This window comes from Hymenobacter lapidiphilus, from assembly GCF_003417065.2.
Taxonomy (GTDB): domain Bacteria; phylum Bacteroidota; class Bacteroidia; order Cytophagales; family Hymenobacteraceae; genus Hymenobacter.
This window is the reverse complement of record NZ_QVLT01000002.1, coordinates 94,954-115,621: the sequence shown is the minus strand read 5'-3', so window position 1 is coordinate 115,621 and position 20,668 is coordinate 94,954. Positions and strand designations below refer to the sequence as shown.

At 60.6% G+C, this 20,668-nt stretch carries 21 protein-coding genes; 6 read left to right on the top strand and 15 right to left on the bottom strand.

All coding sequences use genetic code 11. The features are described from left to right. The first annotated feature begins 20 nt into the window (after positions 1-20). Positions 21-812: an SDR family oxidoreductase gene (locus D0N36_RS01675; protein WP_116939325.1), complete on the top strand. Its 792-nt coding sequence runs from the start codon at positions 21-23 to the stop codon at positions 810-812. A 176-nt stretch (positions 813-988) separates the two neighbouring features. Here D0N36_RS01675 and D0N36_RS01670 read toward each other — a convergent pair whose 3' ends face one another. Continuing rightward, on the bottom strand, positions 989-1,864 hold the full coding sequence (locus D0N36_RS01670) for an ATP-grasp domain-containing protein (RefSeq protein ID WP_116939324.1): 876 nt from the start codon (positions 1,862-1,864) through the stop codon (positions 989-991). Positions 1,865-2,003: 139 nt separating this feature from the next. After that, positions 2,004-3,329, bottom strand: a complete 1,326-nt coding sequence (locus D0N36_RS01665; protein ID WP_242478763.1) for an amidohydrolase — start codon at positions 3,327-3,329, stop codon at positions 2,004-2,006. Between the two features lie 126 nt (positions 3,330-3,455). Between D0N36_RS01665 and D0N36_RS01660 the strand changes: the two genes are divergently transcribed. Beyond that, positions 3,456-4,145 (top strand): phosphatase PAP2-related protein, encoded by a 690-nt coding sequence (locus tag D0N36_RS01660; protein ID WP_116939322.1) that lies wholly within the window; start codon positions 3,456-3,458, stop codon positions 4,143-4,145. 127 nt (positions 4,146-4,272) lie between these two features. Here D0N36_RS01660 and D0N36_RS01655 read toward each other — a convergent pair whose 3' ends face one another. Further along, positions 4,273-5,052, bottom strand: a complete 780-nt coding sequence (locus D0N36_RS01655) for an SDR family NAD(P)-dependent oxidoreductase (RefSeq protein WP_116939321.1) — start codon at positions 5,050-5,052, stop codon at positions 4,273-4,275. Between the two features lie 160 nt (positions 5,053-5,212). Beyond that, positions 5,213-6,031, bottom strand: coding sequence for a phytanoyl-CoA dioxygenase family protein (locus D0N36_RS01650; protein WP_116939320.1), 819 nt, complete (start codon positions 6,029-6,031; stop codon positions 5,213-5,215). A gap of 223 nt (positions 6,032-6,254) precedes the next feature. Here D0N36_RS01650 and D0N36_RS01645 point away from each other — a divergent pair, with 223 nt between their 5' ends. The 3 genes from D0N36_RS01645 (at position 6,255) to D0N36_RS01635 (ending at position 9,392) form a co-directional block, all read left to right on the top strand. Further along, on the top strand, positions 6,255-7,064 hold the full coding sequence (locus D0N36_RS01645) for a WG repeat-containing protein (RefSeq protein ID WP_116939319.1): 810 nt from the start codon (positions 6,255-6,257) through the stop codon (positions 7,062-7,064). Positions 7,065-7,228: 164 nt separating this feature from the next. After that, a complete protein-coding gene (locus D0N36_RS01640; RefSeq protein WP_116939318.1) occupies positions 7,229-7,744 on the top strand; it encodes an energy transducer TonB in 516 nt (171 codons plus the stop codon). A gap of 91 nt (positions 7,745-7,835) precedes the next feature. Next, positions 7,836-9,392, top strand: coding sequence for a hydroxymethylglutaryl-CoA reductase (locus D0N36_RS01635; protein WP_116939317.1), 1,557 nt, complete (start codon positions 7,836-7,838; stop codon positions 9,390-9,392). A gap of 114 nt (positions 9,393-9,506) precedes the next feature. Here D0N36_RS01635 and D0N36_RS01630 read toward each other — a convergent pair whose 3' ends face one another. From D0N36_RS01630 to prmC, 9 genes are all read right to left on the bottom strand, one after another. Beyond that, a complete protein-coding gene (locus D0N36_RS01630; protein WP_116939316.1) occupies positions 9,507-10,031 on the bottom strand; it encodes a hypothetical protein in 525 nt (174 codons plus the stop codon). Between the two features lie 331 nt (positions 10,032-10,362). Then, positions 10,363-10,899: a hypothetical protein gene (locus D0N36_RS01625; RefSeq protein ID WP_116939315.1), complete on the bottom strand. Its 537-nt coding sequence runs from the start codon at positions 10,897-10,899 to the stop codon at positions 10,363-10,365. A gap of 156 nt (positions 10,900-11,055) precedes the next feature. Beyond that, on the bottom strand, positions 11,056-11,928 hold the full coding sequence (gene rfbA / locus D0N36_RS01620) for a glucose-1-phosphate thymidylyltransferase RfbA (RefSeq protein WP_116939314.1): 873 nt from the start codon (positions 11,926-11,928) through the stop codon (positions 11,056-11,058). Between the two features lie 83 nt (positions 11,929-12,011). Continuing rightward, entirely contained in the window at positions 12,012-13,019 is a 1,008-nt protein-coding gene (locus tag D0N36_RS01615) for an SDR family oxidoreductase (RefSeq protein ID WP_116939313.1), read from the bottom strand. A 114-nt stretch (positions 13,020-13,133) separates the two neighbouring features. Further along, positions 13,134-14,186: a dTDP-glucose 4,6-dehydratase gene (rfbB, locus tag D0N36_RS01610; RefSeq protein WP_116939312.1), complete on the bottom strand. Its 1,053-nt coding sequence runs from the start codon at positions 14,184-14,186 to the stop codon at positions 13,134-13,136. Between the two features lie 80 nt (positions 14,187-14,266). After that, positions 14,267-15,292 carry a UDP-glucose 4-epimerase GalE gene (gene galE, locus D0N36_RS01605; protein ID WP_116939311.1) on the bottom strand — a complete coding sequence of 342 codons (1,026 nt, stop codon included), beginning with the start codon at positions 15,290-15,292 and terminating at the stop codon, positions 14,267-14,269. 23 nt (positions 15,293-15,315) lie between these two features. Beyond that, positions 15,316-16,614, bottom strand: coding sequence for a nucleotide sugar dehydrogenase (locus D0N36_RS01600; protein WP_116939310.1), 1,299 nt, complete (start codon positions 16,612-16,614; stop codon positions 15,316-15,318). A 77-nt stretch (positions 16,615-16,691) separates the two neighbouring features. Next, complete coding sequence (locus D0N36_RS01595; RefSeq protein ID WP_116939309.1) at positions 16,692-17,285, bottom strand: acyltransferase; 594 nt, start codon at positions 17,283-17,285, stop codon at positions 16,692-16,694. 161 nt (positions 17,286-17,446) lie between these two features. Further along, the gene (gene prmC, locus D0N36_RS01590) at positions 17,447-18,316 is read right to left on the bottom strand and encodes a peptide chain release factor N(5)-glutamine methyltransferase (RefSeq protein ID WP_116939308.1); all 870 of its coding nucleotides are present in this window, start codon (positions 18,314-18,316) and stop codon (positions 17,447-17,449) included. A gap of 104 nt (positions 18,317-18,420) precedes the next feature. Here prmC and ribD point away from each other — a divergent pair, with 104 nt between their 5' ends. Next, complete coding sequence (gene ribD / locus D0N36_RS01585) at positions 18,421-19,473, top strand: bifunctional diaminohydroxyphosphoribosylaminopyrimidine deaminase/5-amino-6-(5-phosphoribosylamino)uracil reductase RibD (RefSeq protein WP_116939307.1); 1,053 nt, start codon at positions 18,421-18,423, stop codon at positions 19,471-19,473. A 243-nt stretch (positions 19,474-19,716) separates the two neighbouring features. On the opposite strand, the gene rpmA is transcribed toward ribD, so the two are convergent. Continuing rightward, on the bottom strand, positions 19,717-20,034 hold the full coding sequence (gene rpmA / locus D0N36_RS01580) for a 50S ribosomal protein L27 (RefSeq protein WP_019946837.1): 318 nt from the start codon (positions 20,032-20,034) through the stop codon (positions 19,717-19,719). Between the two features lie 102 nt (positions 20,035-20,136). Continuing rightward, positions 20,137-20,442, bottom strand: coding sequence for a 50S ribosomal protein L21 (rplU, locus tag D0N36_RS01575; protein ID WP_116939306.1), 306 nt, complete (start codon positions 20,440-20,442; stop codon positions 20,137-20,139). Between the last annotated feature and the right edge of the window lie 226 nt (positions 20,443-20,668).

The following is a 20,668-nucleotide window of genomic DNA, read 5'->3' as shown; positions in this document are numbered from 1 at the left end:
TAGATTTTCAAGCTACACACATGGCGTCAGCCGTTAATCTTCATCTGGCCCGCTGGAGCCTCTCGGGCCAGACGGCCGTAGTAACGGGCGCTTCTAAAGGCATTGGGGCTGCGGTGGCAGCCGAGCTGCTGGCGCTGGGCGCCACCGTGGTAGCCGTGGCCCGCACCGCCACCGACTTGGAGCAGCAGGTAGCCGCCTGGCAGCAGCAGGGCCTGCCCGCCCACGCCCTGGCCGCCGACGTGAGCACACCCGCCGGCCGCACAGCGCTGCTGGCCCAAGTAGCCGAGCGCTGGCCCCAGGTGAACATCCTCATCAACAATGTGGGCACCAACATCCGCAAGCCCACCCTCGACTACACCGACGACGAGTACCGGCAGCTGCTGGCCACCAACCTCGATTCGGCCTGGGAACTGAGCCGGGGGCTGCACCCGCAGCTGGTGGCGGCCGGCGGTGGCAGCATCGTTAACATCTCGTCGGTGGCCGGCCTCACGCACGTGCGCACCGGCGCCATTTACGGCATGACCAAGGCCGCCCTGGTGCAGCTTACCCGCAACCTGGCCGTGGAGTGGGCCGGCCACAACATCCGCGTCAACTGCGTGGCGCCGTGGTATATCCGCACGCCGCTGGCCGAAACGGTGCTCAAAAACGAGGACTTCCGCCGCAGCGTTATCGACCGCACACCGCTGGGCCGCGTGGGCGAGCCCGAGGAAGTATCGGCTGCTGTGGCCTTCCTCTGCCTGCCCGCCGCCGCCTACATTACCGGCCAGACCCTAGCCGTGGATGGCGGCTTCACGGTAAACGGGTTTTCGTAGGGTGGGGAGCTAGCAGAACGGTAAAACAGAACGTGTTATGCTGTGCGAAGGCGGAGCCGCAGTCGAAGCATCTCTACCGCAATGGTAATTCCTGGCGTCAGGGTTAGCATTACAGTAGAGATGCCTCGACTGCGGCTCCGCTTCGGTCAGCATGACACGTTCTGGTTTTCCCTCAATTACTCACTCATCCGCCGCAGCGCCTGTTCGTAGCGGGGCAGGGCCTGGGGGTCAGAGGCCAGGTATAGAAAGGGCTCGATGAGCTCCAGCTCCATCAGCAGCAGCTCGCCATCCTGGTCGAGGCCATCGACGCGGGCGTAGAGACAGCCGGGCGCGAACTGCTGCACGATGCGGTCGGCGGCCTGACGCAGGTGGGCCGGGGCCTCGCGGGGGGCAATGGCACCGCCCAGGTAGTGCTGCACCCGGAAGTCGCCGGCCTTGGGCGTTTTCAGCACCGCGTGGCTGAATTCGCCGCCGTAATAGAGCAGCGACCATTCGCCTTCCTCCTGAATGCGCGACAGGAACGGCTGGGCCAGAAAATCCTCCTGCGCGACCAGCTCGGTTAGCTGGGGCTGGCGCACGGCCGTTTCGTGGCGGCTGATGATGAACGTATTTTTGGCCCCGCCGCTCACGGCCGGCTTCACCACAATCTGCTCCTGACCCATTTCTTCGAGCAGCGCGGCGGCATCCACGGCCTCGCCCCGGGGCAGCAGCCGGGTGGGCACGATGCGCACGCCAGCCTGCTCCATCTCCAGCAAATAGCGCTTGTTGGTGTTCCAGCGCACTACGCGCACGGGGTTAAGCAGGCGCACCTGCTCCCGCTCCATGGTATCGAGCCAGTGCATAAACTCCTCCACGCGGTCGAAATAATCCCAGGGCGACTTCAGCAGCACTACGTCGTAGCGGCCCCACTCCACCAGCGGATTGCTCCAGATGCGCGGCTCCACATCGTGGCCCTGCTCACGCAGGTAGCGCGTGAGTAGTGCATCTTCGTCGTCAACGTTGGGGGCACCGTATTGGGCCAGGCTTTCGCAGGTTACAAGGGCAATATTCATGTTTTTGAGCTGTTAGCTACTAGCTGTTAGCTATCAGCTTATGTTCAGGTTGATGGTAATTTACAATTGGCTTCGTCCCCGTTCAATGCCAAACGAACGAAAGCTGTCGGCTGAAAGCTATCAGTTGACGGCTTGAAAATTACTTTCCGTTCAAATAGTCGAGGGCGAGGGTGGCGAGGGTGCGCACGCCCAGCGTGAGGCCGCTTTCATCGACGAAAAAGCCGGCCGTGTGGTGAGGGGCGGTGGTGGCGGGGTCTTTACCCACGGGCATGCCGCCCACAAACACGAACAGGCCGGGCACTTTTTCCTGGTAGAAAGCGAAGTCTTCGGCCCCGGTTACGGCTTTTTGCACGGTTACGTTGGCCGGGCCGGCGGCGCGTTGCAGGCTGGGCACCATGCGGCTGGTCAGGGCCGGGTCGTTGTAGGTGATGGGGGCGTAGTTGGTGATGTCGACTTCGGCCGTGGCGCCGGCGCTTTCGGCAATGCCGTTGGCCGTGCGGCGCACTGCGGCCCACACCTTCTGCTGCATGCCTTTGTTGAGGCAACGGATGGTGCCGGTCAGCTCCACCTGCTCGGGGATGATGTTGTTGCGCACCCCGCCGTGCACCATGCCCACGGTCAGCACCACGGCATCCTCCGTCAGCTCGACCTGTCGGCTGACGATGGTTTGCAGCCCCAGAATAATCTGGGCCGCCGTTACCACCGGATCGACCGAGAGCCAGGGGTAGGCGCCGTGGGCCGATTTGCCTTTCACCTTGATGCTGAACACATCGGACGACGCCATTTCGCCGCCCGGCCGGTAGCTCAGCCGGCCCACCTCGGTCTGGGCCTGAATGTGGATACCGAAGATGGCATCGACCTTGGGGTTTTCGAGCACGCCCTCCTTCACCATGAGCCGCGCGCCGCCCTCGATGCCCGGGAGCGAGCCTTCCTCGGCAGGCTGAAAAATAAACTTTACGGTGCCCGGCAGGTCTTTCTTCATCTTGACCAGCACATCGGCCGCGCCGAGCAGCATGGCCACGTGGGTGTCGTGGCCGCAGGCGTGCATCACGCCCACCTGTTGGCCGTTGTAGTCGGTGCGCACTTTCGAGGCGAAGGGCAGGTCGGCGCTTTCGGTTACCGGCAGCGCGTCCATATCGGCCCGCAGGGCCACCACCGGGCCGGGGCGGCCGCCCTTCAGAATGCCCACCACGCCGGTGCGGGCCACGTCCGTCTGCACCTCCAGGCCCAGGCTGCGCAGGTGAGCGGCCACGAGGGCGGCCGTGCGGGTTTCCTGGTTGCCCAGTTCGGGGTGCTCGTGCAGGTCGCGCCGCCAGGCAATTACCTGGGCTTTTTCCTGCTCGGCTAGCTGGGCCACACGGGCGGTCAGGTTGGGGGCGGCGGGTTTGCTTTTTTGGGCGCTGGCCGGGCCGGCAGCCGAAAGCGTGAGGGCCAGCGCGGCGGCCAGGGAGTAGCGGTTCTTCATGGGCAGCAAAATAAGAGCGTGGCAAATAGCCGGCGGTTACGGCCAATATACACCGCCCGGCGCGGCTCCCGCAACTACCAGACGTACCAACCCAACGCTGGCTGCTTTGCGCTACTTTTGCCGGCTATGCTCCCCCCCGATTTCCCCGGCGCTTCAGCCTATAATAAGGCCATTACCCCGGCTACCGCGCCGCTTACCTGGCCCGCCGCCTGGCGGCAACCGGCGTTCCGGGCGCGGCTGCTGCTAGTGCTGGCGCTGCTACTGGGGCTGGCCAGCCAACTGCCGCGCTACTTTGCCTGGGTGCAGGCGCGGCCCGGCTACCACCTCCCCGACCCGCTGCTGGCCTGGCTGCCGGCCCACGATGTTTCGGGGGCCACATTTGCGGTCATCTATCTGGGCATTGCGCTGGGAGTAGCCACACTGCTGCCGCGGCCGGCGCGGCTGTTGCGGGCACTCTGGGCTTACCTGTTGCTGCACCTGCTGCGTTGCGCCACCCTCTGGCTGCTGCCGCTGGAACCGCCGCCGGGCCTGGTGCTGCTGCAGGATCCGCTGGTGGACCTGTTCTTCTACGCCGCCCCCACGCCCATCACCAAAGACCTGTTCTTCTCGGGCCACACCGCCACGCTACTGCTGCTGGCCCTGGCTGTGCCCTCCGGCTGGCGCCGCCAACTGCTGCTATTTGGCACCGTAGCCGTGGGCACCTTGGTACTCATTCAGCACGCCCACTACACCTACGACGTGCTGGCCGCCCCGCTGTTTGTGTGGTTGGCGTGGAAGGAGAGCAAGAGGCTAGAAGTGAGAAGAACGTCATTCTGAGCAGCGCGAAGAATCTCTACTGCTTCGTTGAGGAGTTATTCCTACGAAGCAGTAGAGATTCTTCGCGCTGCTCAGAATGACGTTCTTCTAACCTTCTCCCAGCTCCTGTCTCCCGGCTCCTGTCTCCTTACAGATGCTTCTCGTAGATGCCGGCGGCGATGCGCTCGGTCAGGCTTTTGGGCACGAAGCGGGTGAGCGTGGCGGACACTTTGTTCAGGGCACCGGGAATGACTTCGGCCTCGCCGGCCAGCAGGGCCTGAATGCCGGCCTTGGCCACTGGCTCGGGCAGCATGGAAACCCGGTTGGCGGTGGCCTGCAGCTCGGCGCTCATGCCGGCGCGGTCGGTGAAGCTGGTATCGGTGGAGCCAGGGCTGAGGCAGCAGACCGAAACGCCCGTTTCGCGCAGCTCGTAGCGCAGGCCGCGGCTGAAACTGAGCAGAAACGCCTTGCTGGCCGCGTAGAGAGTGAACGTGGGCACCGCCTGGTAGGCGGCAGTGCTGGCCACGTTGAGAATGTAGGCCTTTTTGGTGCGGTGCAGCGCGGGCAGCAACCGGTGCGTGAGGGCCACCGGCAGCTGCATATTGAGTTGCAGCATGTTCATCTGGCTGGCCAGCGGCAGCTCCTCAAAGCGCCCCCAGATACCATAGCCAACGTTGTTTACCAGCACCGTCAGCTCGCCGGGCTGGGCCAGCGCCCAGGCGGCCAGCTCCTCGTCGGCATTGGGCGCGGCTAAATCGAGCGGCAGGGTACGGGCCTCGCGGCCGAGTTGACGGGCTTCGGCGGCTACCTGCTCCAGGTCGGCCGCTGAGCGGGCCGTGAGCAGCAAATCGTAGCCGCGGCGGGCCAGCTCCAGGGCCAGCGCCCGGCCAATGCCGCGCGAGCCACCAGTAACAAGGGCAGTTTTCATGTTTTGGATTGAGCGTAGTTAACTATAGGGACGGTCATGCTGAGCTTGCCGAAGCATCTCTCCCGCAGTGCTAATCCTTTCGGTGGGTTTACCCTTGCGGAAGAGATGCTTCGACAAGCTCAGCATGACTGTTCTTTCACCACTCCACCGTTTTACAACCCTACTTTACCAAGTGCAGAAAGCGCAGGTAGAAGGGTGTGGGGCTGTTATCGTGCTTGGGCTCGTACTTGCCGGCCAGAATGGGCACGTACATTACGCGGCGGCGCGAGGCCTCGCCTACCAGCGGCGAGCGGGCCACGCGGTGCCACATGCGGCCGTCGTGCACGGTCAGGTCGCCAGGCTCAGTTTCGATAACGACTTCATTCTCGTCAGGGCCTACGTCTTTGTAGTATTTCTTCCGGAACAGGATGTCGCGCAGGCTTTGGCGGTGGGTACCAGCCAGCACCCGCAGGCCGCCGTTGGTAGCCGGTGTACCGTCCAGATGCACGCCCACGTTCAGCATCGGCCCGATTTTCTTGCCGTAGAATACGTCGCGCAGCGAGTCAGTATGCCAGCCCATCTGCGAGAATTCTGAGCCTGTTACGTTCACATAGTGGTTGATAACAAGGCCATCCTTCTCATCTTCGCCCACCCGGCCCCCACTACTGGCTTCCAGCAGCGGAAACAGAGCCGTAAAGCGCGGGTCCTGCAAAAACTCATGCAGCACGGGGCTGTGGTGCGAGGCAAAGGCGAACCGCTGCACGATGGGCGCCCCGTCTACATCTTTACCGTACTTGATGGGCACGCCGTTCACTTTCTTTACCTCGTCGGCCAGCCAGCGCTGCTGCACCTGCTCGGAAGCCCGCAATAGTTCGGCTACGGTGTCGGAACCTACAAAGCCGCGGAAGTGCAGAAAGCCGTGTTCCTGAAAAAAGGCCAACTGCTCCGACGTCAGCCGATCGGCCAGCGTAAAGCGCGGATAAGGAACAGATAAAGACATAAGGTGAGAATAGTTGACGGCCGCCCGGTTAAGCGGGTGCAAAGATACGCCGACCGGCAGCTTAGTTGTAACACACGCTACGAATACCGGCCCGCCGCAAGCCGGCAGGCTGGCGAGCAACAGGCGAAGAGCGCGTAAATCAACCGGTTGGGCGGGCTTTGGTTTTAGCCAAAGTGCCTACCTTCGCCAAGCCAGGCTTCGGCCTGCTCTACTTCCCCTACCCATGAGACAAGTGCTGCTTTTGCTGCTGGTATCGACGCTGCTGGCATCGGCGCTGCCGCTGGCGGCCTGGGCTCAGGCGGCCGAAGCCCGGCTGGTACCCTTCCGGCAGGGCAGCCAGTGGGGCTACGCCGACCGCCGGGGCCGGCTGGTGCTGCCCGTCCGCTACGACGAGGCCGGCCCCTTCGCCGACGAGCTGGCCTGGGTGCGAGTAGGCACCCGGTACGGCTACATTGATGGCAGCGGCAGCCCTGTTACGCCAGTGCAGTACGAGCGGGCCGGCAATTTCCAGAACAACCAGGCCACCGTAACGCTCAATACCGAAACCTTTGCCATCAACCCCGCCGGCCGCCGGCTCCCCCCCGCCGAAGTGGCGGAGGCAGCCGATGAGGACCCCCTTGAACAGGGCGACCTGTTGCGCGGCCCCGACGGGAAGGTGGGCTTTCGCTTTACTATTGGCACGGCCCGCGTACCGGCCATCTACGACGAAATAAAGGACAACTACAACGGCCTGCTGCTGGTGCGCCTGGGCCCCAAGTGGGGCGTGCTTGATAACCGGGGCAAGCTAGTGCAGCCCGTGCAGTACGACTCGGTGCGCCGGGGCGGCAGCTCGCTGCTGGTGGCCGTGCGCCAGAATGGCCGCTGGGGCTACCTCGGCCCCGAAGGACGCCGCCTCGTAGAGCCGCGCTACCTGCAGGCCGCGCCCTTTTTCGGCGGTGTAGCCCGCGTACAAACACCCGCGGGCTCTTTCGGCTACATCGACACGGAGGGCCGCGAGTTCTGGAGCGACACTGAAACAACTAGCTCAAAATAGGCCAGCGCGAAAAAGTACCGCTGGCCGTGAGGGCAGCGTTGTATATTGGTTAGCTGATGCTATGCTTTCACTTCCCCTGCTTGGCCGTTGGACTCCCGGCAGCCAAAACGGCCAGCCCGTAGCGGTTGAGTCTAACCTCCCTATCACCTTTAGCGCCGACTAAGATGACCGTCCAGCTCCTCCTGTGCCTGTTGCTGCTGAGTAGCATATCTGCCGCCGCTCAGAAAGCTATGGGGGTATTTGGACCAGTGGATACGGTAGTGCTGCGCAACAGGCCAGCAGCAACTCTTTCAGATGAAAAGGATGGCCTGTACGAGGTTATTACGTCTGAGTCCTATCAGGCAATAGTTAGTGGTGGGGCAGGGTTAGTTATCTGCGACGAGTTACCCACTTATCAGAAACGCAACCGCAAGGACAACTTAGCGCTATTCATCCAGCAGAACTTGCGCTACCCCAGCCCGCGGATATGTGTCGACGGTCGGGTATTCGTCTCCTTTATCGTAGGTAATGATGGTCGGGTATACCGGGCAAAGGTTTTGAAAGGGCTGCACCCTCTTTTTGATACGGAAGCATTGCGCGTAATACAACTCCTGAGTGGCCATTTTACCCCGGCAGTCTGCGGAGGCCGAGCCCGGCCCCACGAGATGGTGTTGCCAGTTGTTTTTGGCTTTGCTGATTGACATAGTCCGATTTCTGCCCACCGCTCAACTTCTATCCGAAAACATTCCTACTTTACCCTTTGCAAATCCCAACTCCCTAACGGCCGCCCCTATGGTTTTTACGCCCAGCCCCATGCTGCTGAAGCTGCTCTACACTCGCGGCAGCCTGCGCAACACGCCCGAGGGCGTAGCCTTCAGCATCAAAAACCGCCTTGATACGGTGCGCATTACCCGCATCGACCACGTGCAGATTGACGACGTGCGGCTGGGCATCAGCGAAATTGCCATTGATTTGGGTGAGGGCGACATCCGGCCGGCCGTGGTATTCAATGCCGACAGCACTGGCTTTACGCTGCCAGTGGGCCAGTCGGCTACGTTCTATCTGGCCACCAGCCAGTTGGCCGAGGGCCTGCACACCATTCAGGTGCAGTTCGCCTCCGACCCTTTTGGCGATTTGAACGTGGAAGTGGAGGACAGCATCACCCTCACGCCCGACAACCGCCCCCGCATCCCGCGCGATGCTCACGACGACTACTCCGATGAGGCCATCCGCAAGCGCCAGGAGTTTGCCGAGGAGTTCTCGGGCCAGCAGTTCGAGCACCTCAAGCAGTACTCCTTCGATGCCCACGCGCTGCAGGGTAACTGCGAGCATTTTACGGGCGTGGCCCAGATTCCGGTGGGGCTGGCCGGGCCGCTGCACGTAAACGGCGAGCACGCCCAGGGCGACTTTCTGATTCCGCTGGCCACCACCGAGGGCACGCTGGTCGCCAGCTACAACCGCGGCATTCAGCTGCTCAACCTCAGCGGCGGCGTCAAGTGCACTGTCATCGGCGACGCCATGCAGCGGGCCCCGGTATTCGTGTTCGATGATGCCCGCGGGGCCCGCGACTTCGGGCGCTGGGTGGAGGAGGAAATCGGCCGCATCCGGCCCGAGGCCGAAAGCACGTCCAGCATCGCCAAGCTCCAGTACATCGACACCTACCTGAGCAACAAGTTCGCTTTCCTGCGCTTCAATTACAGCACCGGCGACGCGGCCGGCCAGAATATGGTGGGCCGCGCCACCTTCGCCGCCTGCTCCTGGATTCTGGAGCACTACAAGGGCGCTCCAGTGCGCCACTTCTACCTCGAATCCAACTTCGCCACCGACAAAAAAGCGTCCCAAATAAATGTGATGCGCACCCGCGGCAAGCGCGTGGTGGCCGAAGCTGTTATTCCGCGCAACCTGCTGCAGCAGCGCATGCGCGTAACGCCCGAGCAGCTGGCCTATCACGGGCAGGTGAGTAACGTGGGCGCGTTTATGTCGGGGGCCAACAACAACGGGGCGCATTCGGCCAACGGCATCACGGCCCTGTTCATCGCCACCGGCCAGGATGTAGCCAACGTCTCGGAGTCGTCGGCGGGCGTATTCTACTCCGAAATCACGCCGGAGAAAGACCTCTATATCAGCATCACCATTCCGAGCCTGATTGTGGCCACCCACGGCGGTGGCACCGGCCTGGCCACCCAAAACGAGTACCTGCGGATGCTGGGCTGCGTGGGCCGCGGTACCGTCAATAAGTTCGCCGAAATAGTAGCCGGCGTGGTGCTGGCCGGCGAGCTAAGCCTGGGCTCGGCCATCAGCAGCTCCGACTGGGTGAGCAGCCATGAGCAGTACGGCCGCAACCGGTAAGCCAGACAACAGCAGAACACCGGCTACATACAACAGCCTCCCCTGCTTGCAGTAGCTGCAAAGCGGGGGAGGCTGTTGTATGTAGCCGGTGTACCGGCATTTCTTACCGCTGTGCTACAGCGGATCGGCGGTTACCTTGAACTTGGAGTCGGAGCGCAGCGTGATTTCGCGGGCCACGTTGCCACGCAGTGTTACCTCGGTGTAGAGCGTGTAGCTATCCGCTTTCAGGTATTTGTCGAGCTTGGTGTTGCTGGACTTTAGCTCGATGCTTGACACGCCGGTCGGGACATCATCTAAGGAAGCCAAAGGCACTTTGTCGTTTTGGTCAGTGCCTATGGAGATTTTGATGCTGCGCAGGAAGTTGAAGTTTTCGGCGGCAGGGTCGGTGATAGTGAGCGTGAGCTTCGTGAGGCTGACATCCTTCACCAGGTCGGCGCGGGTGTTGTTGTTTTTGAAGTTTTCCTCTGAGCGCACCGGCACGGCTATCGGCAAGATGAAAGGAGGCGTAACCAGGCCACTGGCCGGAATTTTAATGTTCTGCGAATCCGAGATTTCGAAAGTCAGCAACTCATTAATCTTCTTACAGCCTGAAAAGATCAGGAAGCCCAACAGGGGCAGCAGAAACAGTATTTTTTTCATGGTCGTTGAATTTTACCCGCAAATATACGGCCTGCGAATTAGCCCGGATTTCGCGTAGACTACCGCGTTTTTACAGCCGAAACCAATTCACCTACTATTTTATCAATAAATTGAAAATCAGTACATTAATCCCATTCTTCCAATTGCAAACAGTTGAAGGCTGTTCAGAAAATCTGTGCTATTTGAAGTGATAAGTTACCTGTAAAGCACCTGCTTGCGAACTTCGACATCATAAAAAACGCCGGCTATTACGACCGGCGTTTTTTGTGATATACAGTATGGGGTATAGCGGCAGAACAGTTCACGCATTCCCGTGTTCGCGCAGCCAACGCTACGGCTTGCGGGCTTTTACCCTAAACCGCTCATCGGCCCGAATAGTCACGTCCTGAGCCAGTAGGGTGTTGAGCTGCACTTTAGTGGTGAGCGTGTAGAAGTCTTTACTCAGAAACAGATCAAGCTTCTGGTCGGCGGGTTTCAGCGAGATAGTGCTGACGTTGGCCGGTACCTGATCAAGCGAGGCCAGCAGAAACTGGTCGGGGCTGTTGGCATCGGTGCTGATGTAAATTTCGATGCGCTTGAGGAAGTTGAAATTTTGGCTCGCCGGGCTGGTAATAGTGAGCGTGAGCTTGTCGAGCGTCACGTCCTGCACGTAGTCGGCATTGGTGCCGTTGTTGGCGTAGGTCGATTTGCTGCTCGACGACACTGAAACCGGCGTTAGCGGCGTCAGGGGGCCCAGCGGGGAGCTTTTGGGCACCACTACAGTCTGCGAATCCTCCACGTTAAATTCAAACAGATCAAGGATTTTCTTGCAGCTGCCCAGCAATGCAATGGCCACGAGCAGCGGCGCGAGAAACAGGAGCTTTTTCATGGCATCAATAGTTTAGGGCAACTCTACGAAAATCATGCCTTGGTCAGAAGTGATTAGAAAGAAGCAAGAGGCGAGACTTTCGTTCTACAGACCCTGCTTTGTTGGCTGTCAGCACGAAAATCTTGCCTCTTACTTCTTCTCACCCACTTCTAAAAACTACATCAGCAGCTGCTCGGGCAGGCGCATGAGGTAGTCGCCGTAGCCGCTTTTGCGCAACGGCTCGGCAATGGTACGCAGCTGGTCGGCGTCGATGAAGCCCTGGCGGTACGCCACCTCTTCAATCGAGCCCACCTTCAGGCCCTGACGCTGCTCCAGCACGCGCACGAACTCGCCGGCCTGCATCAGGCTCTCAAAAGTGCCCGTATCGAGCCAGGCGGTGCCGCGGCCCAGAATGCCCACTTTCAGCTTGCCCCGGCGCAGGTACTCCTGGTTGACGTCGGTGATTTCGTACTCGCCGCGCGGGCTGGGCTTCAGGTCGCGGGCAATCTGCACCACGTCGTTGTCGTAAAAGTACAGGCCCGGTACGGCGTAGTTGCTCTTGGGCTTTTCCGGCTTCTCCTCGATGCTGAGGGCCTTGTTGTTGGCATCAAACTCCACCACACCGTAACGCTCGGGGTCGTGTACATGGTAGGCGTACACCACGCCGCCCTGGGGGTCGTTGTTGCTCTTGAGCAGCTCCTCCATGCCTTCGCCGTGGAAGATGTTGTCGCCGAGCACCAGCGCCACCTTATCGGTACCGATGAAATCAGCACCCAGCACGAACGCCTGGGCCAGCCCGTTGGGCACTTCCTGCACCACGTACTCGAAGCGGCAGCCCAGCTTCGAGCCGTCGCCGAGTAGCTTCTTGAACTGCTCCTGGTCGTGGGGCGTGGTGATGATGAGGATTTCGCGGATGCCCGCCATCATCAGAATCGACAGCGGGTAGTACACCATCGGCTTGTCGTACACGGGCATCATCTGCTTGGATACGGCCAACGTAAGCGGATGCAGTCGGGTGCCGGAGCCGCCGGCGAGGATAATACCTTTCATATCTGAGGTGTTAGAATCTTGTTTTTTGAATGAAAGAACGTCATGCTTCATCTGGCGTCCGCTTGCCGAAGCATGACGTTCTACTAATTGCGCTCCGCAATAAACTCCGGATGGGTCTTAAACCAGTCCAGCGTCTTCTGCAGGCCTTCCTGAATCCGCACTTTGGGCTCGTAGCCGAGCAGGTTTTTAGCTTTCGAGATGTCGGCCAGCGAGTCGCGGATATCACCGGCGCGGTCGGGGCCATACTCGGGCACGATGTCGGAGCCAGCTTCGGCTTTGAGGATATTGAACAGGTCGTTGAGCGAGGTGCGGTCGGCCACGGCCACGTTGTAGACTTGGTTCACCGCTTCCTTATTCTCAACCAGCGCCGCTTTTATGTTGGCTTGAACGCAGTTTTCCACGAATGTGAAGTCGCGGGTCTGGCCGCCGTCACCGTTCATGCGGGGCGGACGGCCTTCGAGCACCGCATCAATAAAGAGCGGAATAACGGCCGCATACGCCCCATTCGGGTCCTGGCGGGGGCCAAAGATATTGAAGTAGCGCAGGCCGATGATTTCCATGCCGTAGGTCTTGCCAAACACGTCGGCGTACAGCTCATTGGCGTACTTGGTTACGGCGTAGGGCGACAGCGGCTTGCCGATGCGGTCCTCCACCTTAGGCAGGGCCTGATGGTCGCCGTAGGTCGACGACGAGGCCGCGTACACGAACCGCTTCACGCCGGCTTCTTTGGCGCCCACCAGCATGTTCACGAAGCCGCCCACGTTCACGTCGTTGCTCGTAATCGGGTCGTTGATGGAGCGCGGCACGGAGCCCAGCGCGGCTTGGTGCAGCACCACATCCACGCCCTGGCAGGCGTCAATGCAAGTCTGCCGGTCCCGAATGTCGCCCTCAATAACGCGTAGCGCGGGGTTGCTTTCGAACAACGCCACGTTCTTACGGAACCCGTTGGAGAAGTTGTCGAGCACGCGCACCTCTTTCGCGCCATACTTGAGCAGATATTCCACCAGATTCGAGCCGATGAAGCCGGCCCCGCCGGTTACGAGGAAGCTCAGGTTATCGAGCGGCCGGTCGTGAAAAGGAGTTTCGTACATGGTTGATTTAAAACGTCATGCTGACGAAGGAAGCATCTCTACCGAGCAAGTAATTCAACCATTGCAACGAAGCGGTAGAGATGCTTCCTTCGTCAGCATGACGTTTTTTTTGACCTAGCGGTTGTACTGCTTTTGGTAGTAATCCTGGTAAGAGCCGCTGGTCACGTTGTCGAGCCACTGCTGGTTTTCGAGGTACCAGTCCACAGTAAGGCCCAGGCCCTGCTCGAACGTAACGGACGGTTTCCAGCCCAGCTCGTTCATGATTTTGCTGGAGTCGATAGCGTAGCGCAGGTCGTGGCCGGCGCGGTCGGTTACGAACTTGATAAGCTGGCGTGAGGTGCCCTGTGGCTTTCCGGTTTTCTCGTCGAGCGTATCGCAAAGCAAGTGAATCAGCTCCAGATTGGCCCACTCATTCACGCCGCCAATATTGTAGGTTTCGCCCACAGTGCCCTTGTGGAACACGGCGTCGATGGCGGTGGCGTGGTCCTTTACAAACAGCCAGTCGCGCACGTTCTCGCCCTTGCCGTACACCGGAATTGCCTCGCCGTTCTGGATGCGGTGCAGGGCCAGCGGGATGAGCTTCTCGGGGAAGTGATTGGGGCCGTAGTTGTTCGAGCAGTTGCTCAGCTTAATCGGCATGTGGTAGGTGTGGTACCAGGCCCGCACGAAATGGTCGGAGGCTGCTTTGGAGGCCGAGTAAGGCGAACGGGGGTCGTAGCTAGTGTCCTCGGTGAACATCTCGGGGCCGAAATCCAGCGAGCCGTACACTTCGTCGGTGCTCACGTGGTAGAACACCTTGCCCTCGTAGCCCAGCGGCTTCCACAGGTTTTTGGCCGCGTTCAGCAGGTGCACCGTGCCCAGCACGTTGGTCTTCACGAAGGCCAACGGGTCAGTAATGCTACGGTCGACGTGGCTTTCGGCAGCCAGGTGAATCACGGCGTCGGGCTCCTCGCGGGCAAACAGCTCATCTACGAAGGCCTGGTCCGTAATATCGCCCTTTACCAAGCGGTAGTTGGGCGCCGTTTCCACGTCGCGCAGGTTCTCCAGATTACCAGCGTACGTCAGCGCATCCAGGTTCAGAATCTGGTACTCCGGGTACTTGGTCACGAACAGGCGCACCACATGCGACCCAATGAAGCCGGCCCCGCCGGTGATGATGATTTTCATAGTTTTAACCTTTTAGCTGATAGCGGTTAGCTATCAGCTTTTTGAATGATACACTGGAACGCCAAGCTATCAGCCAACAGCTATTGGCTATTAACTAAAGAAAGCTGCCACTGCCAGGCGCTGGCCAACGCTTCTTCCAGCGAGGAAGACGTCTGGAAGCCCAATTCCTGCACCGACTTGGTTACGTCGGCGTAGATGGCAGGCACGTCGCCGGAGCGGGGCGGGCCGATGCGGTAGTTGAGCTTGACGCCGGTGGCGCGCTCGAAAGCCTGCACCACTTCAAGTACTGAATTGCCGCTACCGGTGCCTACGTTGAAGGTCTCCACCATGTCGCCGGTGCCGGCTAGCAGGCGCTGCACGGCCACTACGTGGGCCTTGGCCAGGTCCACTACGTGCACGTAGTCGCGGATGTTGGTGCCGTCGGGCGTGTCGTAGGTGTCGCCGTTGATGGTCAGCTGCTCACGGATGCCGGCGGCCGTCTGGGTTACGTATGGAATCAGGTTCTGGGGTACGCCCAACGGCAGCTCTCCAATTTTAGCCGAAGCGTGCGCCCCAATCGGATTGAAGTAGCGTAGCAGAATGGTACGCAGCGAGTTGCCCGGCGCAGCGGCTACGTCGCGCACGATATCCTCGCACATCTGCTTGGTGGCGCCGTAGGGCGAGCTGGCTATTTTGGTAGGTGTTTGTTCCGTTACCGGCAGCGCGTCGGGAATACCGTACACGGTGCACGACGACGAGAATACCAACGCCTCCACCCCAAATTCGCGCATCACCGTTAGCAGCGTTAAGAGCGAGCCGACGTTGTTCTGGTAGTACTCCAGCGGCTTTTCCATCGACTCGCCCACGGCTTTGTAGGCCGCGAAGTGAATCACACCGCGCAGGCTACCTTCCTCGGCAAACACGGCCCGCAGCGCCTCGGCGTCGTTGCAATCGATGCGGTGCAGCGGCACCTTCACCCCCAGGATACTTTCCACCCCGGCCAGCGCCGATTCCTGTGAGTTCACAAAGTTATCCACGATAACCGGCTGAAAACCGGCCTGATACAACTCCACCACCGCGTGCGAGCCAATGTAGCCCGCTCCGCCCGTTACCAGTATCTTCTGCATCTTTTTAGCTGTTAGCTGAATATTTACAGGCTCCAGTACTGCATCTCCTGCACCTTGCCGCGGAACAGGCCCTTGATATCGACCAACACCGCGTCGTCGTTGGTGATGGACTGGAAGTAGGCTTCGTCGTGCTCGGTATAAGGCTGGTGACCAACGGCTACCACCACGGCGTCGTAGTCGGTGCGCACCTCGGCGGCGGGCGTCAGGCGGAACCCGTACTCGTGGAACAGTTCGTCGGAATCGGCGTGCGGGTCCACGATGTCCACGTTCACCGAGTAGTTTTTCAGCTCCTGAATCACGTCGGCGACTTTGGAGTTGCGGATGTCCTCCACGTTTTCCTTGAAGGTCGCGCCCATCACCAGCACGCGGCTTTTGGCGACGTCCTTGCCCTTCTTGATGATCATCTGCACCGTTTTGCGGGCGATGTAGGCCCCCATGTTGTCGTTGGTGGTCCGCCCCGACAGAATCACCTTGGCATCGTAGCCCAGCTCCTTGGCCTTGTAGGTGAGGTAGTAGGGGTCGACGCCGATGCAATGGCCGCCCACCAGACCGGGCGAGAACTTGAGGAAGTTCCACTTCGTACCGGCCGCTTCCAGCACCTCATAGGTGTTGATGTTCATGCGGTCGAAAATCATCGACAGCTCGTTCATCAGCGCAATATTCACGTCGCGCTGAGTGTTTTCGATGATTTTGGCGGCCTCGGCCACCTTAATAGAGCTGGCCCGATGCACGCCGGCCTTCACTACCAGCTCGTAAGTTTTGGCAATGTCTTCCAGCGACTCCGCGTCGCAGCCAGCCACCACTTTTATAATGCTGCTGAGCGTGTGCTCCTTGTCGCCGGGGTTGATGCGCTCGGGCGAGTAGCCCACCTTGAAGTCGCCATTGGCGAAGCTCAGGCCCGAGTGCTTTTCCATCACCGGAATGCAGTCGTCTTCGGTGCAGCCGGGGTACACGGTGCTTTCAAACACCACGTAGTCGCCCTTCTTGAGCACTTTGCCTACCGACGACGACGCGCCGAGTAACGGCCGCAAATCGGGCTGGGCGTGCTCGTCGATGGGCGTGGGCACGGCCACGATGAAGAACGTGGCCTCGCGCAGCACGTCGAGCGAGTCAGTGAACTTGATGTCGCAACCGTCGAAGTCGGCGGCCACCAGCTCGCCGCTCGGGTCCACGTGGTTGCGCATCATCTCAACCCGCTTGGCATTGATATCGAAACCGATGACCTCGATTCTGCGGGCGAATTCGAGGGCAATGGGCAGGCCCACGTAGCCGAGGCCGATAACGGCCAGCTTGGCCTGCTTGTTAACTAGTTGGTCGTACACGGTATAGGGTCTTGGGGACTTGAGGTCTGGGAGGCTGGAATGACGGGCTGTCTGCTTTTCTGACAACTGCGCTACTATCAACTGAGCAATGAAACGTGGCCGTTGGTAAGCTGGTATTGCTGGCCGCTTTCGGGGCAAGTGGCGCGGCCGGCGGCGTCGAAGGCCAGCCGGTGGCCGTGAGTGCTCATCCAGCCGCGGGGGCGGGCGGGGTTGCCGTACACCAGAGCGTAGGGCAGCACGTCGCGCGTTACCACCGAGCCGGCCCCCACGAAGGCGTACTCGCCCAAGGCAACGCCGCACACCACGGTGCTGTTGGCCCCAACGCTCACGCCCCGTCCGAGACGGGTGGGTAGGTAGTGGTCGTCGCCCCGGCGGGGCACGGCGGCGCGGGGGTTGCGCACGTTGGTGAACACTACGGAAGGGCCCACGAACACGTCGTCGGCGCACTCTACGCCGGCGTAGAGGCTCACATTGTTCTGCACTTTCACGTTGCGGCCTAAACTCACGCCATCGGCTACGAAAACGTTCTGGCCCAGGTTACAGCCTTCGCCCAGCACCGCGCCGGCGCTTACGTGGCAGAAGTGCCAGATGCGGCACCCCGCCCCAATCCGGCACCCCTCGTCGATGACGGCAGTCGGGTGGGCGTAATAGGCAGGTAGCGTTTCGGTCATACGGGCAGGCGGGGCCGGCAATAATTGAGCCGGCAAAGGTAAGGCTTTGGGCGGGGAAGTTTTAGCGCAGCGAGTTGAGTTGCTGGGAAGTCACCTTTTGAAAGGTGGCAGGCAGCAGTTGAAAAAGCCCGCCCGCTTTCCAGATGCACGGCTTTTCACTCTCAGAATACCTTGCCTTCCCAGGTAGCCCGCACTAGGCGGGGCCGATCGAAAATATCTTGGTGGCTCGCTACGGCCGCGTACCCCAGCTCGCGCAACAGCTCCTCCGTTTCAGCGGCAAACTGCTCATTGATTTCGAAGTATAGCACGCCGCCGACCGCCAGCAGCTCCTGGCCCAGTTGGGCGATGCGGCGGTAGAACAGCAGCGGGTCGTGGTTGAGCACGAACAGGGCGGTGGCGGGCTCGTAGGCCAGCACATTGGGCCGCATCAGGGGCCGCTCGTTCTCCATTACGTAAGGCGGGTTGCTCACCAGCACATCCAGCGGCCCGGCCAGCCGGGGGCTTGCCTGCAGGATATCCACCTGTTGAAAATCCACTGCTACCCCGCAACGAACCGCATTGCGCCGGGCCACCGCCAAGGCTTCGGCCGACACATCAACGGCCGTGAACTGAGCACCTGGTAGCCGCTCGGCCAGCGCCAGCGGGATGCAGCCCGAGCCGGTGCCCACATCCAACACACGTAGCCCTGAGCGGCCGCGCTGCTCGCGGGCAATCAGCTCTACCAGCTCCTCGGTTTCGGGGCGCGGAATGAGCGTGGCGGGCGTTACTTCCAGTTCCAGCCCGGCGAAATGAGCCGTGCCCAGCACGTACTGTAACGGCTCATGGCACAATAGCCGGACCTGAATTCCGGGCAGCGCGGCCAGGCGTTCATCTGCTCCCACTTCCTCCGCGGCACGCATCCGCCGGTGCAGGGGCGTCAGGTCCAACAGATGTTCCAGCACCTGCGCGGCCATGGCCTCGGCTTCGGGCACTTCGTAGAGAGCTTGCAGGGCGGTGCTGAGGTCGGTAGCGAGTTGGTGGAGCGTGGGCATGCCCCAAAAGTACGGCCGAAAGCCGGGGCCTGGCCACCAGTCAGGTTCGGGTGGGGCACGTATCTTCACCGCCCCGACCCTGCCTCTACCTTACCCGCTTGCTCATGCCGTTTACTGCTTCCGAATTCGACCTGCTGATGATGCGCCGCGCCCTCGACCTAGCCCGGCTGGGCACCGGCTACGCCCGCCCCAACCCGCTGGTAGGCTGCGTTATCACCCACGAAGGCCGCATTATTGGGGAGGGCTGGCACCGGCAGTACGGCGGCCCCCACGCCGAGGTAAACGCTATCAACAGCGTTACGGAGCCCGAGTTGCTGCCCCAGAGCCGGGTGTACGTCACGCTCGAACCCTGCGCCCACCACGGCAAAACGCCGCCCTGCGCCGACCTGCTCATCGAGAAGCGGGTGGCCGAAGTAATCATCTGCAGCCCTGACCCCAACCCGCTGGTATCCGGCCGGGGCATCGCGAAGCTGCGCGAGGCCGGCATCAAAGTAGAAACCGGCGTGCTGGAGGCCGAGGGCCGCTGGCTGAACCGGCGCTTCTTCATGGCCCAGGAGCAGCAGCGGCCCTACGTGGTGCTCAAGTGGGCCGAAACCGCCGATGGCTACCTGGCAGGGCCCTACTACCAGTCGGTGGCCATTAGTGGCGAGCAGAGCCGGGTGGCGGTGCACCAGTGGCGGGCTGAGGAGCAGGCCATTCTGGTGGGCACCCGCACGGCTCTGCACGACAACCCCCGCCTGAATGTGCGCGAGTGGCCCGGCCAGAATCCGCTCCGCCTGGTCATCGACAAAAACCTGAGCCTACCGCCCACGCATTATTTGTTCGATGGGACCCAGCCCACGCTGGTGTTCACCTACCGCGAGCGGACCAGCCGCCCCAACGTGGAATATGTGGTGCTCTCGGAGGCTGAAGATCTGTTTCCGCAGATGCTGCAGCAGCTGCACAAGCGGCAGGTACAATCGGTGCTGGTGGAGGGCGGAACTACGGTACTCAACTCGCTGCTCAAAGATGGACTCTGGGACGAAGCCCGCGTCATCCGGGCCCGCAAGCGGCTCGGCGGTGGTGTGCCCGCGCCCAAGCTGGGCCTGTGCGGCCTGCACGAGCAGTTCCGGCTGGGCGAGGATGAGGTATTTGTGTTTTTGCGAGCTGTTGACTGATTGGAATTTGCTACTCATGTAGGGGCGGGCTTTCCCCGCCCGCCGTTGAACGGTTATCGGTGGAATTGCGCGCATGGCGGGCGGGGACAAGCCCCGCCCCTGCACCGTTCCTGACCAGTCAGTTCAACACCTAACTCTGAAAGCCTCTGCCGGCCCTCCTCCTTGGAAAGAGAAGAGCCGGCAGGGGCTTTGCTTTTTGAACGGAAGCTAACAGCTATAAGCCATCAGCTTACAGTTCAGAAACTATGCGTTGTCGTGCGCTTCGGCCGAAGCAGGAGCCGAGGTGTGAACCTCCGAAGCAACTACGTCGCCGGCTACTACCGACACGAACGAACGGTCTTTGCGGCCCTTGCGGAACTGCACGGTGCCGTCGATCATAGCGAACAGGGTGTGGTCCTTGCCCATGCCCACGTTCTGACCGGGGTGGTGCTTGGTGCCGCGCTGACGCACGATGATGTTGCCGGAAATGATTGACTGACCGCCGAAGATCTTAACGCCCAAGCGCTTGGATTCCGATTCGCGGCCGTTATTGGAGCTACCTACGCCTTTCTTATGTGCCATTTTTTTGGAGCTTAGTGCTTAGATAATGGAGCTTAGTTTTTGTCGGCATGCGTTGCTCAACCTTACGGCCTAAGCACTATGCGCTAACAACTAAGCTCTAAACTAGGCGATGCTGTTGATCATTACTTTGGTGAACTGCTGACGGTGACCGTTCAGCTTCTTGTAGCCCTTACGGCGCTTCTTCTTGAATACGAGCACCTTATCACCCTTTACGTGGGCGAGGATGGTGCCGGTTACGGTCACGTCCAGCAGCGGCGAGCCGATGGTGAGGGTTCCGTTATCATCGGTCAGGAGGGCTTTGCCCAGCTGCACCTCGTCGCCAATGTTGCCAGCCAAACGGTGGGCGTATACAAATTTATTGGCTTCGACCTTGGTCTGCTTCCCGGCTATGTTGACAATTGCGTACATCGGCGTCTTGGTGTTTCTGAAAATTGGAAGGCAAAAGTACCCGTAACGTTTCACATATCCAAACTCTAACTAACTAAACCTCATCCCCCCTATCCTGGCAGCCGCCAAACGCACTTCTCCAACGAACGCGCCGACGGGTACGCGAATAACTTTTTGTGGATAACTATCATTGTCCACAGGGCAAATGTGGATAACTATTTCCGCTTTTCTCACTCCCACCCTACCG

Excerpts from the sequence above, each read along its gene's own strand:
- D0N36_RS01660 (WP_116939322.1), top strand. The coding sequence starts at position 3,456 with ATGCTCCCCCCCGATTTCCCCGGCGCTTCAGCCTATAATAAGGCCATT.
- D0N36_RS01655 (WP_116939321.1), bottom strand. The coding sequence starts at position 5,052 with ATGAAAACTGCCCTTGTTACTGGTGGCTCGCGCGGCATTGGCCGGGCG.
- D0N36_RS01670 (WP_116939324.1), bottom strand. The coding sequence starts at position 1,864 with ATGAATATTGCCCTTGTAACCTGCGAAAGCCTGGCCCAATACGGTGCC.
- D0N36_RS01675 (WP_116939325.1), top strand. The coding sequence starts at position 21 with ATGGCGTCAGCCGTTAATCTTCATCTGGCCCGCTGGAGCCTCTCGGGC.
- D0N36_RS01640 (WP_116939318.1), top strand. The coding sequence starts at position 7,229 with ATGACCGTCCAGCTCCTCCTGTGCCTGTTGCTGCTGAGTAGCATATCT.
- ribD (WP_116939307.1), top strand. The coding sequence starts at position 18,421 with ATGCCGTTTACTGCTTCCGAATTCGACCTGCTGATGATGCGCCGCGCC.
- D0N36_RS01650 (WP_116939320.1), bottom strand. The coding sequence starts at position 6,031 with ATGTCTTTATCTGTTCCTTATCCGCGCTTTACGCTGGCCGATCGGCTG.
- D0N36_RS01595 (WP_116939309.1), bottom strand. The coding sequence starts at position 17,285 with ATGACCGAAACGCTACCTGCCTATTACGCCCACCCGACTGCCGTCATC.
- D0N36_RS01645 (WP_116939319.1), top strand. The coding sequence starts at position 6,255 with ATGAGACAAGTGCTGCTTTTGCTGCTGGTATCGACGCTGCTGGCATCG.
- D0N36_RS01615 (WP_116939313.1), bottom strand. The coding sequence starts at position 13,019 with ATGTACGAAACTCCTTTTCACGACCGGCCGCTCGATAACCTGAGCTTC.
- D0N36_RS01625 (WP_116939315.1), bottom strand. The coding sequence starts at position 10,899 with ATGAAAAAGCTCCTGTTTCTCGCGCCGCTGCTCGTGGCCATTGCATTG.
- rfbB (WP_116939312.1), bottom strand. The coding sequence starts at position 14,186 with ATGAAAATCATCATCACCGGCGGGGCCGGCTTCATTGGGTCGCATGTG.
- rpmA (WP_019946837.1), bottom strand. The coding sequence starts at position 20,034 with ATGGCACATAAGAAAGGCGTAGGTAGCTCCAATAACGGCCGCGAATCG.
- rplU (WP_116939306.1), bottom strand. The coding sequence starts at position 20,442 with ATGTACGCAATTGTCAACATAGCCGGGAAGCAGACCAAGGTCGAAGCC.
- D0N36_RS01665 (WP_242478763.1), bottom strand. The coding sequence starts at position 3,329 with ATGAAGAACCGCTACTCCCTGGCCGCCGCGCTGGCCCTCACGCTTTCG.
- prmC (WP_116939308.1), bottom strand. The coding sequence starts at position 18,316 with ATGCCCACGCTCCACCAACTCGCTACCGACCTCAGCACCGCCCTGCAA.
- D0N36_RS01635 (WP_116939317.1), top strand. The coding sequence starts at position 7,836 with ATGGTTTTTACGCCCAGCCCCATGCTGCTGAAGCTGCTCTACACTCGC.
- D0N36_RS01630 (WP_116939316.1), bottom strand. The coding sequence starts at position 10,031 with ATGAAAAAAATACTGTTTCTGCTGCCCCTGTTGGGCTTCCTGATCTTT.
- rfbA (WP_116939314.1), bottom strand. The coding sequence starts at position 11,928 with ATGAAAGGTATTATCCTCGCCGGCGGCTCCGGCACCCGACTGCATCCG.
- galE (WP_116939311.1), bottom strand. The coding sequence starts at position 15,292 with ATGCAGAAGATACTGGTAACGGGCGGAGCGGGCTACATTGGCTCGCAC.